Raw genomic sequence first — 13,594 nt, 5'->3', positions numbered from 1 at the left:
ATCGGCGTCGCGCTTGCCCGGCCATCGCCGCATGTCGCGCGATGATGTCATGCCGCCTTCACATTTATTACATCGGCCATGCGTACCTTTACGGCTTTCCGATGGGAACGACCATGCCACGACCGATACTCCGCGCCGCCGCGCTTGCTCTGACGCTCGCGGGTGCCGCGCTGTTCCACGCCTGCACGAGCAGCATCGACAACCAGCCGGACGCCGCGAGCGCGCCCGCGAACATCCAGGCGGCGTGGGTCGAGATCGGCGACGCCAACCAGGCGATCGCCCGCGTGATCACGAACTACACGCCGCCCGCCGCGACATCGGGCGAGCCGGCGCCCGCCGTCTGCCCGCAGTTGAACGCCGACGGCAAGATCGCCCGGATGACGCTGCGCATCACCGCGGGCACCGCCGCGCAGCGACAGACCGCGAGCGATCCCGCCGATTCGAAGCCGTCGAGCTTTCCGGTGTCCGTCTGCGAAACGACGCTGCCCGCGAACGCCCAGGACGTGACCGTCGCCGGGCGCGCGCTGCCGCTGCCGAAGGCCGAGCCGCAGCGCGTCGCGATCATCGCCGACACCGGCTGCCGGATGAAGAAGGCCGACAACGCATTCCAGGCGTGCAGCGACGCGACGGTGTGGCCGTTCGCGACGATCGCGGCGAGCGTCGCGAAGCTGAATCCGGATCTCGTGCTGCACGTCGGCGATTATCACTATCGCGAGAACGCGTGCCCGCCCGACATCGCCGGCTGCAAGAACAGCCCGTGGGGCTACGGCTGGGACACGTGGCGCGCGGATCTGTTCGAGCCCGCCGCGCCGCTCCTCGCGAAGGCGCCGTGGGTCGTCGTGCGCGGCAACCACGAGGAATGCGCGCGCGCGGGCCAGGGCTGGTTCCGCTTCCTCGATCCGCGCCCGTACTCGGACGCGCGCTCATGCAACGATCCCGCGAACGACGGCAACGCGAACTATTCGGAGCCCTACGCGGTGCCGCTCGGCACCGGCTCGCAGGTGATCGTGTTCGATACCGCGAAGGTCGGCCGCGCGGCGCTCAAGACAACCGACGTGCCATTCCAGATCTACCAGAAGCAGTTCCAGACGGTGGCCGCGCTCGCGAACAAGCCGGGCATGTCGACGACGATCTTCACGAACCATCACCCGATCCTCGCGTTCGCGCCGATTCCGGGCAGCACGCCCGCGCCAGGCAACCTCGCGCTGCAATCGGTGATGTCGAGCCTCTATGCGCAGGCGTACTACCCGCCCGGCGTGCAGGTCGCGCTGCACGGCCACGTGCACGATTTCCAGGCGATCAACTTCGCGTCCGGCCACCCGGCGACGATCGTGTCGGGCAACGGCGGCGACAATCTCGACGTCGCGCTGCCCGATCCGTTTCCGGCGAATCTGACGCCCGCGCCGGGCGTCGTCATCGACAAGCTGTCGCACAACAACAGCTTCGGCTTCCTGATCATGGAGCGCCGCGCGGCGCCCGCGCGCGGCTGGACGTTCAAGGCGTACACCGCGGCGGGCAAGCTGCTCGCGAACTGCGACCAGGCGGGCACGACGCTCACGTGCGACAAGACCGGCTTCGTCGCGCCGTGACGGACAGCAAGCGGCGCATCGCGGCCCGGCGCGCGGAGGCGGCGGCGTTCGCGGCGCGTGCGTGCGCCATCGCCTTCGCGCCCGGTCAGGCAGCGTTCGGCACGATGAGGAAACGTCGCCCTATCCCAACCATCGCGATCATCGCGACCATCGCGCGGGCGGCAAGCGGCGTGCTCGCCGCGTGCGCATCGGCGATCGCTTTCGCGTCCGGTCCTGCCGCGCCGGGCGCGACCGCCCCGGCCCGTGCGAAACCCGCGCAAGACGCCGTTCGCGCCGGCACCGCCTCGCCTCCGCCGCCGACGACGATCCTGCTCCCCGGCGCGCCGCCGCAGCGCGTCGTCGGCACGATCGGCCGCGGCACGCCGCAGGTCGCGTCGAAAGTCGATCCGACGGCGGCCGCGTTCCGCCCGGACCCGGCGCTCGTCGCGCTCGGCAAGCGCGTGTTTTTCGATCCGGCATTGTCGGAGCCGCGCGGCACGTCGTGCGCGAGCTGCCACGATCCGGGCCGCGCGTTCGCGCCGACGCTGTCGCATGCGGCGCTCGCCGGCCCGCGCGTGCCGCAGGGCAGCCGGCCCGGCCATTTCAGCCGCCGCAACGCGCCGTCGCTGCTGTACGTGCGCTACGTGCCGCGCCGCCACTTCTATCAGGACGACGACGCGCTCGCGCCCGCGCCGTTCGGCGGCCTGTTCTCGGACGGCCGCGCCGATACGCTCGCCGAGCAGTTGCGCGGCCCGCTCTTCGATCCGGACGAGATGAACAACGCATCGCCCGCGGCGCTCATGCGCAAGATCGGCGGCACCGCGCTCGGCGCGGCGCTCGCCGAACGATTCGGCGCGTCGGTGCGCCGCGATCCCGAGCGGATGGCGCGCGCGCTCGGCGACGCGATGCAGGCGTACCTGCAGAGCGACGAGATGGCGCCCTTCTCGTCGCGCTACGACGCGTACGTGACGAAGCGCGCGCCGCTCACGCCGCAGGAGCTGCGCGGCCTCGCGCTCTTCAGGAATCCGGACAAAGGCAACTGCATGAGCTGCCACACGCTGTCGGACACCGCGAGCCGGCCCGAGCGCTCGCTCTTCACCGACTTCGGCTACGACGCGATCGCGGTGCCGCGCAATCGCGCGCTGCCCGCGAACCGCGACCCGCGCCACTTCGACAACGGCCTGTGCGACACCGCCGCGAAGCTGCGCTGGCCCGAGCCGACGCAATGGTGCGGCTATCTGCGCACACCAGGCCTGCGCAACGTCGCGGTCAAGGAGTCGTTCATGCACAACGGCGTGTTCGATACGCTGCGCGACGCCGTCGCGTTCTACAACACGCGCTCGACCGACCCGACACGCTGGTACCACGGCCGCGACACGTTCGACGACGTGCCGCGCGCGCATCGCGGCAACATCAACGTGAATTCGACGCCGATGAACCGCCGCCCCGGCACGCCGCCCGCGATGACGGACGCCGACATCGACGATCTCGTCGCCTTCCTGCGCACGCTGACGGATGCGCGCTACGTCGGGCTGATGCCCGCGGCGCCGGACGGCAAAGCGGCGCGACCGTGACGGCCCGCGCTCGCCCGAGCGAGGCACCCCGAACTGAAAACGCATCGTCATGGGCACATGGGCGGTGCGCCAATCGCATGCCGCCGCGCGGGACGGCGTCGCGATCTCGATAGATCGATACACTGTGACGTGTCGACGAAATTCGTCTATCGAGAAGTGGAGGAAGCGTCATGCCGAACCAATCGATTACCGCACCGGACAGCACCGCAGTGCGGGTCGCGCTGTGGCGCGCGCTGCACGTCGAGATCGATGCGCCGCCGCACGTGCTCGACGACGTGATCGGCCTTGAACTGGCCGCCCCCGACGACGACTGGCGCAGCCGCCCGGACATGGAACCGCAGGCTACGCGCGGCTACCGCGCGTCGATCGTCGGCCGCGCGCGCTTCGTCGAGGATCTGGTCGACGAACAGGCCGACGGGGGCGTCGCGCAGTATGTGGTGCTCGGCGCGGGCCTCGACACGTTCGCGCAGCGCAGCGCGAAGCGCGCGCCGCACCTTCGGGTATTCGAAATCGACCAGCCCGGCACGCAGGCGTGGAAACGGCAGCGCCTGATCGCGCTCGGCTACGGCGTGCCGGAATGGCTGCGGCTCGTGCCGGTCGATTTCGAGGCCAGCGGCGCGTGGCGGACGCAGTTGAGCGCCGCCGGCTTCGACGACAGCCGGCCGGCCGTCGTGTCGTCGACGGGCGTCTCGATGTATCTGACCCGCGAGGCGATCGCCGACACGCTGCGCCAGACCGCGACGCTCGCGCCGGGCTCGACGCTCGCGATGACGTTCCTGCTGCCGCTCGAACTCATCGACGATCCGGCCGAGCGCGCGCAGCACGCGGCCGTCTACGAACGCGCGCGGGCGGCGGGCACGCCGTTCGTCAGCTTCCTCAGTCCGCCCGAAATGCTCGCGCTCGCCCGCGAGGCGGGGTTTCGCGAGGTCCGGCACGTGTCGACCGGCGATCTCGTCCGGCGCTATTTCGACGGGCGGCCCGATGGCCTGCGGCCGTCGAGCGGCGAGGCGTTTCTGGTCGCGTCGACTTGATGCGCGCGGCTGGGGCGTGACGGGAGACGATCGAACCCGATGTTTCGGTTGGCGTTCGGGCGGGTTCCGTTCTCGGCCTGCCGGACGTGACGCGCCGGTCGTCGTGATGCGCGCGGCGACATCGACATCGGCTCGCCGGAGAGTCCGGCCAAGCCGATCCGAAGATCATCGTTTTAACCGCTTACCGAAGAGATCGACCGACCTTTTCGATCCTTCGAAATCCACTTCCCGCGCCGGCTCATCAAATCGATTCGATTTTCCACCTCGCTTGCGCTTTTAAATCCAGTTAAACCAGCCCGAATCGCATCGGTTCGATCGAAACGCCGATTTTCTGCAACATCTCATTTAAATATGGAAACCGACAAAAAATGAACTAGCATTTTCTTGGCGACGGCCCGATGCCAAAAACCAGAAAACGAAGCAAGAACTTGTTGCCTCGATAAAGACTGGCGCTTTCCATGCGAGCCGAATCGCTGCTTGAACAACGATCAACAATTAACTTGACCCTCCTTTCCAGCGGATAACACTTCATCAATTTCAATTGATTGTTGATCGTACGGACGATCGGATTCGACCAATCCGATCGCGGCATGCTGCACGCCAATAAAAAAGGGGAAATCAGCATGACTTACTTACGTCAAAACGTCTGGGACCTGGGCGCCGACTGGGCCGAACCGATCCTCTGGTACGCACGCGGCGTCAAGGCGATGCAATCGCGCGCCCTCGACGACCGGAACAGTTGGCGTTTCTACGCGGCCATTCATGGATTCCAGCAGGACCTGTGGCGCCGCGTCGGCTACCTGAACGCGCACGACAAGATGCCGAGCACGGCCGACATTCAGGCCTACTGGAAGCAATGCCAGCACGGCAGTTGGTACTTCCTGCCGTGGCACCGCGGCTACCTGCTCGCATTGGAGGCCGTCGTGCGCGACGAGGTCCTGAAGCTGCGCGGGCCCAAGAACTGGGCGCTGCCCTATTGGAATTATTTCAAGCCGGGCCAGGATCTCCTGCCCAAGGCCTTCGCATCGCCCGACTGGCCGGACGGGAAAGGCGACAATCCGCTGTACGTGAAGCAGCGCTACGGCCCGTACAACAACGGCGAGGTCTACGTGCCGACCAAGTGGATCAACATGAACGCGCTCGGCGATCCCGATTTCGAAGGCGTGGCAAGCGGAGGCAGCACCGGATTCGGCGGGGTGGACACGGGCTTCAGCCACAGCGGCCGGGTCCACGGCGGCATCGAGACGCAGCCGCACGACGCGGTGCATGGCATCGTCGGCGGGAGAAATCGGGCGACGGGCCTGCCCGGATTGATGTCGCACCCGGACATCGCGGGCCTCGATCCGATCTTCTGGCTTCATCATGCGAACATCGACCGGCTGTGGGAAGTCTGGCGAAGAAATCCTCCGACGCACGTCGATCCGACCGCGGTGAATTGGCTGAAAGGTCCGGCGGCCATCGGCGAGCGGCCTTTCAAGATGCCGATGCCGCACGGAGAAAACCGGACCTACACGCCGGGAGAGATGAGCGATCTCTCGAAGCTCGGCTATGCTTACGACGACGTATCGGCGCCGACCAAAACGCCGCCGACGGCTGCGCGCCTGACTCGCCTGCGCGCGCGGGCAACGGCCGAAACGCCGAAGGAGGACTTTGCCGTGACCGATCCCAGGACCGTCGAGCTATTCGGCGCAAGCGACCAGAACCTGCCGGTGCGAGGCTTGGAGGCGCGATCGTCCGTCAAGCTCGACGCCGACGTGCACCGCAAGCTCACCGCCAATCTGAAGGCGACCGCCGCCGCGACGTCGTCCACGCCCGACCGGGTCTTCCTGAATCTCGAGAATGTCCGCGGTCTCGACGACGCCACGGTCCTCAACGTCTACGTCAACGTTCCGGAAGGCGAGGACCCCGCGAAGTATCCCGACCATCTGGCCGGCTGCATCGCGCTCTTCGGCGTGAGCAAGGCGACGGTGGCCGAGGACGGGCACGCGGGCGACGGCGTGACGTTCGTGCTTGAGATTTCGCACGTGATCGATGCGCTGCATCTCGCCGGCGCGCTGCCACAGTCCCAGCTCGATGTGCGGCTCATCGCGGTGACGCCGGTGGCGGAGGAATCGAAGGTGAGCATCGGCCGCATCAGCGTGTATCGGCAAAGCGCCTGACGCGGAGGCGACGATGAAACACGCCGGGCGACGGCTCGACGCGCCGCTCGTCGCGCTCGTGTCGGTCAGCCTGATCGCGTGGTCCGCGTTGATCGTTGGCGCGGGCGGCCTGACGCCGCCCGCGCTCTGCTCGATCGCAGGTGACTGGCGCGTGCCGCTCGCGACGTGGCTCCGTCTGGCGTATCTGTCGAACTCGCCGTCGAAATTCGCTTCGGACTCCGTGATGATGGTTGCGGCAATGATGGCGCCGCTCGCCGCAGCGCCGCTTCGGCACGTGCTGGAGCGCAGTTTCGCGCGACGCCGGATGCGGGCGGCGCTCCTTTTCGTCGCAGGTTATGCGGCCGTCTGGCTCGCCGCGTGGATCGGCTTGCAGATCGTCGCGATCGCCTTCACCTGGGTCATGCCTGGCCCCGTCGCGCGAACGGGCGCCGGGCTTGCGCTCGCGCTGCTTTGGCAGGCTTCGCCCGCCAAGCAGGGGTTCCTGAACGTCTGCCACCGCCGGCCGCCGTTGGCGGCGTTCGGGGTGGCCGCCGATCGCGACGCGCTGCGCTTCGGCCTGGCGAGCGGCGTGTCGTGCGCAGGAAATTGCTGGGCGCTGATGCTGCTCCCGCTGCTGGCCGGACACGCGCACGTGCCGGCGACGATCGCCGTGATGTGCTTCATCGTCGCCGAACGGCTCGAACGGCCGGCGACGCCCGCATGGCGATGCCGCGGCCCCGGCAAGGCCATGCGCATCGCTGCGGCGAAAGTGCGCGCAAAACTGGCATCGCTGCGCCTGTCCGTCTGACGTTCACGGGTGATTGGCCTCGAATGATCGCTCGCGGAAATCGCGCCGCTTCGCGTTCGTCACGCCCGCTCGCAGCCGCGCCGATGCTCAGTTGCCGACGAGCGGATCTGCGTCAGACGATTGACGCAGCCCGCGAGATTCGTTCGTCGCAGCACCTCCCCGGTCTGTCATATCCATTTGAATTGGCATCGGATACGGCGCGACTGACCGAACCCGCCTCGCCCGACCGGGCAATTCTTTCCGCCCGGCCTCTCCGCGCACTTCCCCGCCGCGTCGGCCTCGCGCCGCGCGACGCGCCTTTCCGCTTGCCGACGCCCTTTGCGCCCTAATTCGCACCCTATTTAATGTAGTTGCGCACCGGCAAAATACTGGATAAATTAACAGCACTGTATTTTTAACCAGTGAGGTGTCCGATGGAGCACCTGATTCGCATCGTCAACGATACCGATCGTCAAATCCTCGCCTGGCTGCGCAACCAGGTCGGCGACGAGCGCGTGGAGCGCGCGGCGCGGCACATGGGGCGCGTCCGCAAGCCTTACTTGTCGGCGGTCTGCCGTTACCTGGGTGTCTGGCCGCCGATCTCGCTGCGCTATCCGGCGCGGCGCGCCGAAGTCGATCACACGGTGGGCGACCGCTACCTGACGCTGATCCGGCAGCACCTCGCCACACATGCGGCAAGCCGGTAAGCAGCAGGCGTCGTGTCCGGCCGTTCGATCGACGCGAACGCGGCCGAACGAAGACGGCCGGCGCCGCCGCCGGGTGCGACGCCACGCGGCGCGGCGTCGCACCTTGTGATTCCATGCGCGACATCAAGGAACGCGTGTCGCCCGATCGACAAAATGTGCTGGTCGCGGCGACAGGAAATACCTGTTAGCTCGCCACGCACGAAGCCGTGCGCGCGTCGCGCCTTTCCCAGCCTTCTACCCCGCCTACGAGGCGCCGTCTGACATCGCTCGCCGCGACACCCTCCAACGCATTTTGCGAGGCACCCCGGCATGGCGAAGAAATTCCCGCTGCATCCGAAACACCCCGAACGCAATTGCTGGGGATGCGACCGATATTGTTCAGTCGACGCGCTGTCATGCGGCAACGGCTCCGACCGAACTCAACACCCGATCGAATTGCTCGGCGACGATTGGTACGAATGGGAGCAGGAAAACGAGGCGGCGCAGCAGCACATGCAACAGACGCAAGCAACCGCCCGGTGACGCCGCGCCGCGATCGGGCGCGCTAGCCAGCGGAAATTCATTCGATGAACAGGCCGCCGCCGCGAAACAAGCAAAGATGCGGCCCGCGTGCTTCGTGCGGGCGCAAGCCGCTCGTCGCCCGATATTCGGCTCAGGCCGGACTCAGGCCGATTCGCATGATCGGCGCGAGCGCGGAACGGTCGACGTGCGACCGCAACACGACAGCCCATGCGGCCGCTACATCCCGGCCATCAAGCGCACCGCGGTCAACGAAGCACCCTGACCATGTGCTGCTCGTCATAAAATCGATCGCCGACACGCATCGCACGCCGCTCGACGCCGAACGTCTCGAATCCGAGCGACGCATACAGCACCTTCGCGGGTTCGTTCTCCGTGTTCACGCATAGATTGACCTGAGCGACGCCCCAATCGCGCGATGCATGCATCAACGCGATATCGGCCAGACGCCGCGCGAGCCCGTTGCCGCGGCGCGGGCGCAACGAACACGCCCCAGAGCGTCGCCTTATGGTTGATTTGCGCGAGCGCTTCCCTGCGCACGCCGGCGATGCCGATCAATTCGCCATCGGCGGTCAACGCGCCGAACACCGCCTGCGTGCCGGATGCACGAAGCCGCGCCTCGACTTCCGTCATCGATCGCCCCGCCTCTTCGGCACGCGTCGGCCATATTGCGGTCGGCGACGTGTCGATCGCAACGAGACGCAGGGCACGGAACGCGGCGGCGTCGCCCGCACGTCAGGCCGCTGGCCGCTGCGCTCAACGGCTCAACGCTTCGCCCTGAAACGCTCGATCCATTCGAACGCCGCCATCCCGATCAGCATCGCCGCGACGAAACCGAATGCTTTCGCGCCACCGAGGCCGAGCGACACGACGGCCGGCCCCGGACAAAAGCCGACGAGCCCCCAGCCGACGCCGAACGCCGCGCTGCCCGCGACGAGCCTGAGCGTGACGGCCCCGCGCGGCGGAATCTGCATCGGCAGCCCGAGCAACGAACGCTTGCGCCGCCTGGCGAACGCGAATGCGGCCGAGCCGACCGCGATCGCGCCGGCCATCACGAATGCGAGCGACGGGTCCCAATTGCCGGCGAGATCGAGAAAGCCCTGCACCTTCGCAGGATTCGCCATCCCGGACAGCAGCAACCCGGCGCCGAACAGCAAGCCCGACAGGAATGCAAACAACACGCTCATGTCACCCTCCGAACACGTGACGCAGCGCGAACACCGTCGCAATGCCCGCGGCCATGAACACCGCGGTGGCGACGATCGAGCGCAGCGCGCCGCGCGAGATGCCGCAAACGCCGTGTCCGCTCGTGCAGCCGCCTGCATAGCGCGTGCCGATGCCGACGAGCACGCCGCCCGCGAGCACCCTCGCCCAGCCGGCGTCGACGGCCGGCATCGAAAACCAATCGAGCGCGCTCGCGACGACCGCGGCCGCGATCAGGCCGACGAGAAATGCCGCGCGCCATCCGGCATCGCTGCGCCGGCCGACGAGCAGCCCGCCGACAATGCCGCTGATGCCGGCGATGCGGCCGTCGAAGAACACGAGCAGCGCGGCGGCGGCGCCGATCAACAGGCCGCCCGCGAACGACAGGCCCGGCGTGAAATGAACGAGATCAACGGCCACGGCGCTTCCCCTTCTTGTTGGTTGCACAGAACTGCTCGTAGAGCACGGCCATGATGGCGACCGCCGGCTCGCTCGCGAGCGAGTAGTAGATGTTCTTGCCGTCGCGCCGCGTTTCGACGAGCGCGTGCTCGCGCAGCACGCCGAGTTGTTGCGACAGCGTTGGCTGATGGATGTCGAGCCGCGCCTCGATGTCGCTCACGCACAGCTCGCCGCACTGCGCGAGCTCGCACATCATCAGCAACCGATCCGGATTCGACAGCACCTTCAGCAGCGCGCACGCGGCGTCGGCCGACGCACGCATCTCGGACAAATCGATCGACGAGCGTGCAGCACTCATCGCCCCCCCAATAATCTATAAAACAACATTATATATTTTCACATAGCGAATGACGGAAAAGCAAAGGCTGCGCGATCGTGTCGCAGCGCTCGAACCGGGTCGTTAAGCGGGCCTTAAGCCCGCGTCCGGCAGACTAGCGACAAGCAACACTGAATCGGAACGGACGGAACAGACATGAAACGCATTCTCATTCTGCTGCTTTGTCTCGGCATGCTTTCCGCGGCGAGCGGATGCGCAACCCCGCAGACGGCCGTCGATTCGTCGGTCGACACCCCTCACCCGGCGCATGCGGGCCGGCCGAACTGGCTTTGAGCCCGCATCGTTCGGCAGGCGGCCAAGCGATCGCGCATGCAGCGGCGACACGCGCGCGCCCCCACTTTGCCGAACCCTCCCGACCTTAAGATTTCCATAAGAATCGCCCGCGATAATCGAGCGAGCCCGGCAACGCACGCACGTCGGCCGGCCGATCCCTACGAACGGCTTACCCCACGGACGATTCGCGCAATGACACGCTCCCCCCGAACCCCGGATCGCTACGATTTGCTCAGCCGTATTTTTCATTGGTGCGTCGCCGCGCTCGTGCTCGCGCAGTTCGCGCTCGGCTGGACGATGCCCGACGTGCACGGCACGGCGCCGCCCGCCGGTCTCGTCGCCTGGCACGTCGCGCTCGGCACCGCGTTGATCGTCGTCATCGCGGCGCGCCTGCTGTGGTCGATCGTGCGCCGCAGCCCGCCCGCGCATCCGCAAGGCGCACTCCTGTCATTCGCGGCGAGCGCGGTTCACAAGCTGCTGTACGTCGCGCTGATCGCCGTGCCGCTGCTCGGCTGGCTGAACGCGAACGGCCGCACGTGGCAGTTGAAGCTCGCGGGCATCGCTCCGCTGCCGACGATCGCCGCCCCGCATTCGCTCGGCGCGGATATCGGCGAATGGCACAGCCTGTCGGCGACGCTTTTCATCGTGCTGATCGGCATGCACGTACTCGCGGCGCTCGTCCATCGTTTCCTGATGAAAGACGGCGCGTTCGAGCGGATGATCTGAATGAGACGCGCGGCGGCCGATCGGTATCGGCGCGCCGCGCGCGCAACGGCCACGCGGAGTGATGTCGTGGCGGCGAGGACCGGCCGGTTGCATAACCATGGCCGACGCGGCTTTCGCCGTTTGCATCGCTCTCTTCGACCCGGCTCCGGCCGGGTCTTTTTTCGTATGACGAACGAAACACCGCGTCTGCGTGCGCCAGCGTGAGACTGCGTGCGACTATTCGGCGGCGCGGCGGCCGCCCCGTTCGGACGCGCCGACTCGATCGGGCCGGCGCCACCCCGGCGCACGGCGGCGCTACACGCGCCGCGCCGCGAGCCTTCTCACGACATCGACCATCGCGTCGACCTCGTCGCGCGTGTTGTAGAACGCCAGCGACGGGCGCACGGTCGCCTCGAGCCCGAAGCGGCGCAGAATCGGCTGTGCGCAATGATGCCCGGAACGCACGGCGATGCCCGCTTCGTTCAGCGCCCGCCCGACCTCTTCCGTCTCGTAACCCTTCAGCACGAACGACAGCACGCTCGCCTTGTCGCGCGCGGTTCCGACGAGCCGCACGCCCGGCACAGGCGCGAGCGCACCCGTCGCGTAGGCGAGCAGATCGTGCTCGTAGCGCGCGATGTTCTCGATGCCGACCCGCGTCACATAATCGAGCGCCGCGCCGAGACCGACCGCATCGGCGATGTTGCCCGTCCCCGCCTCGAAGCGGTTCGGCGGCGGCTGGAACACGGTGCGCTCGAACGTCACGTCCGCGATCATGTTGCCGCCGCCCTGCCACGGCGGCATGTCGTCGAGGAGCGCGCGCTTGCCGTACACGACGCCGATTCCGGTCGGCCCGTAGATCTTGTGCCCGGAGAACACGAAGAAGTCGGCGTCGAGCGCCTGCACGTCGACGCGCATGTGCGAAATCGACTGCGCGCCGTCAACCAGCGCCTTCGCGCCCGCGCGATGCGCGAGCTCGACGATCTCCTTCACCGGCACCACCGTGCCGAGCGCGTTCGACACCTGCGTGACGGAGACGATCTTCGTGCGGCCGTTGAGCAGCTTCCGGTACTCGTCGAGCAGCACCTGCCCGCTGTCGTCGACGGGAATCACGCGCAGCGTCGCGCCCGTCAACGCGGCAAGCTGCTGCCACGGCACGATGTTCGCGTGATGCTCGAGATGCGACACGACGATCTCGTCGCCTTCGCCGACGTTGCGGACGCCCCACGTCTTCGCGATCAGGTTGATCGCCTCCGTCGTGCCGCGCACGAACACGATCTCGTCCGGCGAGCCCGCGCCGACGAAGCGCTGCACGGTCGCGCGCGCATGTTCGTACGCGTCGGTCGCGCGCCCCGCGAGCGTATGCGCGGCGCGATGGATGTTCGAATTCTCGTGCGCATAGAAGTGCGCGAGACGGTCGATCACCGCTTGCGGCTTGTGCGTCGTCGCGGCGTTGTCGAACCAGACGAGCGGCTTGCCGTTCACCCGCTCGGCGAGTATCGGGAAGTCGCGGCGAATCGCGTTGACGTCGAATGGCGAATGCGCGCCCGCGCCGGGCGCGTGCGCATTCGCGGGCGGCGCATCGTCGACGAAATAGCGTGGCGCGCGATGCCGATCGACGGCCGGCCGCCGGATCGGCAGCAGATCGCGCAGTTCGCTTTCGTCCGGCAAGCCGAACGCACGCGGCGACGCGATGCCGTCGCGCGGCACGACAATTTGTGCGGCGTCGCGCGGCCAGCCGTGCGATGCGGGGTCGATGAAGTAATACGGCGAAGACGCAGGCGCAGCAGCAGATGCATCCGGCGCCGCGCGCGCGGGAACGGGTTCCTGCACCGGCGGCACGCCGAGCGCGACGCCGCCCACGCGCGGCTCCACCGCCGGCGCGATCGCCACCGCGTTGTCCGGCAATCCGTTTTGCGCGGCCGCATGCGGAACGAGCGCGGGCGCGCGATTGCCGAGCGACAGCACATGCGTCGGCGCGGGCGCGAGGTTCGCGCCGGGCGCCTTGCCTAGCGGCACGCCGGCGCCCGGCACGCCCGTGCCCGTGCCGCCGGGCCCGGCAAGCGGCGAGCCAGCCGGCGCGGGATTCGAAGCCGACGCGAGAATCGGCGCGGCTGCCGGCAAGGCCGCCGGCACGCCGCCGACCGCGCCGCTTCCCGCGCCGACATCCGGCGCGGCCGCCTGCCCCGGCAGCGCCGCGAGAAACGCCGACGCGAGGCGCGCGAGCGTCGCCGGGTCGGGCAGCCCGGCGGGCAGCGTCGCGTCCGGCAGCGAGACGGACACGGCGCTCACCGCG

The 13,594-nt window shown here is 68.0% G+C and carries 13 protein-coding genes and 1 pseudogene; 9 read left to right on the top strand and 5 right to left on the bottom strand.

The genetic code is table 11. From position 1 onward, the window contains the following. Positions 1–113: 113 nt before the first annotated feature. The 7 genes from WS92_RS07770 (at position 114) to WS92_RS07740 (ending at position 8,327) form a co-directional block, all read left to right on the top strand. The gene (locus tag WS92_RS07770; RefSeq protein ID WP_059932893.1) at positions 114–1,589 is read left to right on the top strand and encodes a metallophosphoesterase family protein; all 1,476 of its coding nucleotides are present in this window, start codon (positions 114–116) and stop codon (positions 1,587–1,589) included. After that, a complete protein-coding gene (locus tag WS92_RS07765) occupies positions 1,586–3,142 on the top strand; it encodes a cytochrome-c peroxidase (RefSeq protein WP_059932866.1) in 1,557 nt (518 codons plus the stop codon). The genes WS92_RS07770 and WS92_RS07765 overlap by 4 nt, the downstream gene beginning before the upstream one ends. A 170-nt stretch (positions 3,143–3,312) precedes the next feature. After that, positions 3,313–4,173 (top strand): class I SAM-dependent methyltransferase, encoded by an 861-nt coding sequence (locus WS92_RS07760; protein ID WP_059932868.1) that lies wholly within the window; start codon positions 3,313–3,315, stop codon positions 4,171–4,173. A 590-nt stretch (positions 4,174–4,763) separates the two neighbouring features. Next, on the top strand, positions 4,764–6,332 hold the full coding sequence (locus tag WS92_RS07755) for a tyrosinase family protein (RefSeq protein ID WP_059932895.1): 1,569 nt from the start codon (positions 4,764–4,766) through the stop codon (positions 6,330–6,332). A 13-nt stretch (positions 6,333–6,345) separates the two neighbouring features. Beyond that, a complete protein-coding gene (locus tag WS92_RS07750; RefSeq protein ID WP_006027010.1) occupies positions 6,346–7,119 on the top strand; it encodes a copper chaperone in 774 nt (257 codons plus the stop codon). A gap of 413 nt (positions 7,120–7,532) precedes the next feature. Further along, positions 7,533–7,805 (top strand): CppA family protein, encoded by a 273-nt coding sequence (locus WS92_RS07745; RefSeq protein WP_009915238.1) that lies wholly within the window; start codon positions 7,533–7,535, stop codon positions 7,803–7,805. Between the two features lie 309 nt (positions 7,806–8,114). Further along, entirely contained in the window at positions 8,115–8,327 is a 213-nt protein-coding gene (locus tag WS92_RS07740) for a DUF3079 domain-containing protein (protein WP_015604037.1), read from the top strand. Positions 8,328–8,572: 245 nt separating this feature from the next. Here WS92_RS07740 and WS92_RS07735 read toward each other — a convergent pair. From WS92_RS07735 to WS92_RS07720, 4 genes and pseudogenes are all read right to left on the bottom strand, one after another. Continuing rightward, positions 8,573–9,029, bottom strand: a pseudogene (locus tag WS92_RS07735) (GNAT family protein). A gap of 59 nt (positions 9,030–9,088) precedes the next feature. Continuing rightward, positions 9,089–9,511: a DUF6691 family protein gene (locus WS92_RS07730; protein ID WP_006027008.1), complete on the bottom strand. Its 423-nt coding sequence runs from the start codon at positions 9,509–9,511 to the stop codon at positions 9,089–9,091. Between the two features lies 1 nt (position 9,512). Then, positions 9,513–9,947 carry a YeeE/YedE family protein gene (locus WS92_RS07725; RefSeq protein ID WP_015602556.1) on the bottom strand — a complete coding sequence of 145 codons (435 nt, stop codon included), beginning with the start codon at positions 9,945–9,947 and terminating at the stop codon, positions 9,513–9,515. Beyond that, positions 9,937–10,284, bottom strand: a complete 348-nt coding sequence (locus WS92_RS07720; protein WP_006027006.1) for an ArsR/SmtB family transcription factor — start codon at positions 10,282–10,284, stop codon at positions 9,937–9,939. The genes WS92_RS07725 and WS92_RS07720 overlap by 11 nt, the downstream gene beginning before the upstream one ends. A gap of 174 nt (positions 10,285–10,458) precedes the next feature. On the opposite strand from WS92_RS07720, the gene WS92_RS35640 reads away from it, so the two are divergent. Together WS92_RS35640 and WS92_RS07715 are read left to right on the top strand one after the other, a co-directional pair. Continuing rightward, a complete protein-coding gene (locus WS92_RS35640; RefSeq protein WP_015603451.1) occupies positions 10,459–10,596 on the top strand; it encodes a hypothetical protein in 138 nt (45 codons plus the stop codon). Between the two features lie 192 nt (positions 10,597–10,788). Continuing rightward, entirely contained in the window at positions 10,789–11,322 is a 534-nt protein-coding gene (locus WS92_RS07715) for a cytochrome b (RefSeq protein WP_009915240.1), read from the top strand. Positions 11,323–11,616: 294 nt separating this feature from the next. Here WS92_RS07715 and WS92_RS07710 read toward each other — a convergent pair whose 3' ends face one another. Beyond that, positions 11,617–13,590, bottom strand: a complete 1,974-nt coding sequence (locus tag WS92_RS07710) for a family 2A encapsulin nanocompartment cargo protein cysteine desulfurase (RefSeq protein ID WP_059932870.1) — start codon at positions 13,588–13,590, stop codon at positions 11,617–11,619. Positions 13,591–13,594: the final 4 nt, after the last annotated feature.

Source organism: Burkholderia sp. MSMB1588, from assembly GCF_001546925.1.
GTDB lineage: Bacteria > Pseudomonadota > Gammaproteobacteria > Burkholderiales > Burkholderiaceae > Burkholderia > Burkholderia humptydooensis.
Note: the sequence above shows the minus strand (reverse complement) of the source record. Positions and strands in the feature narration are given on the sequence as shown.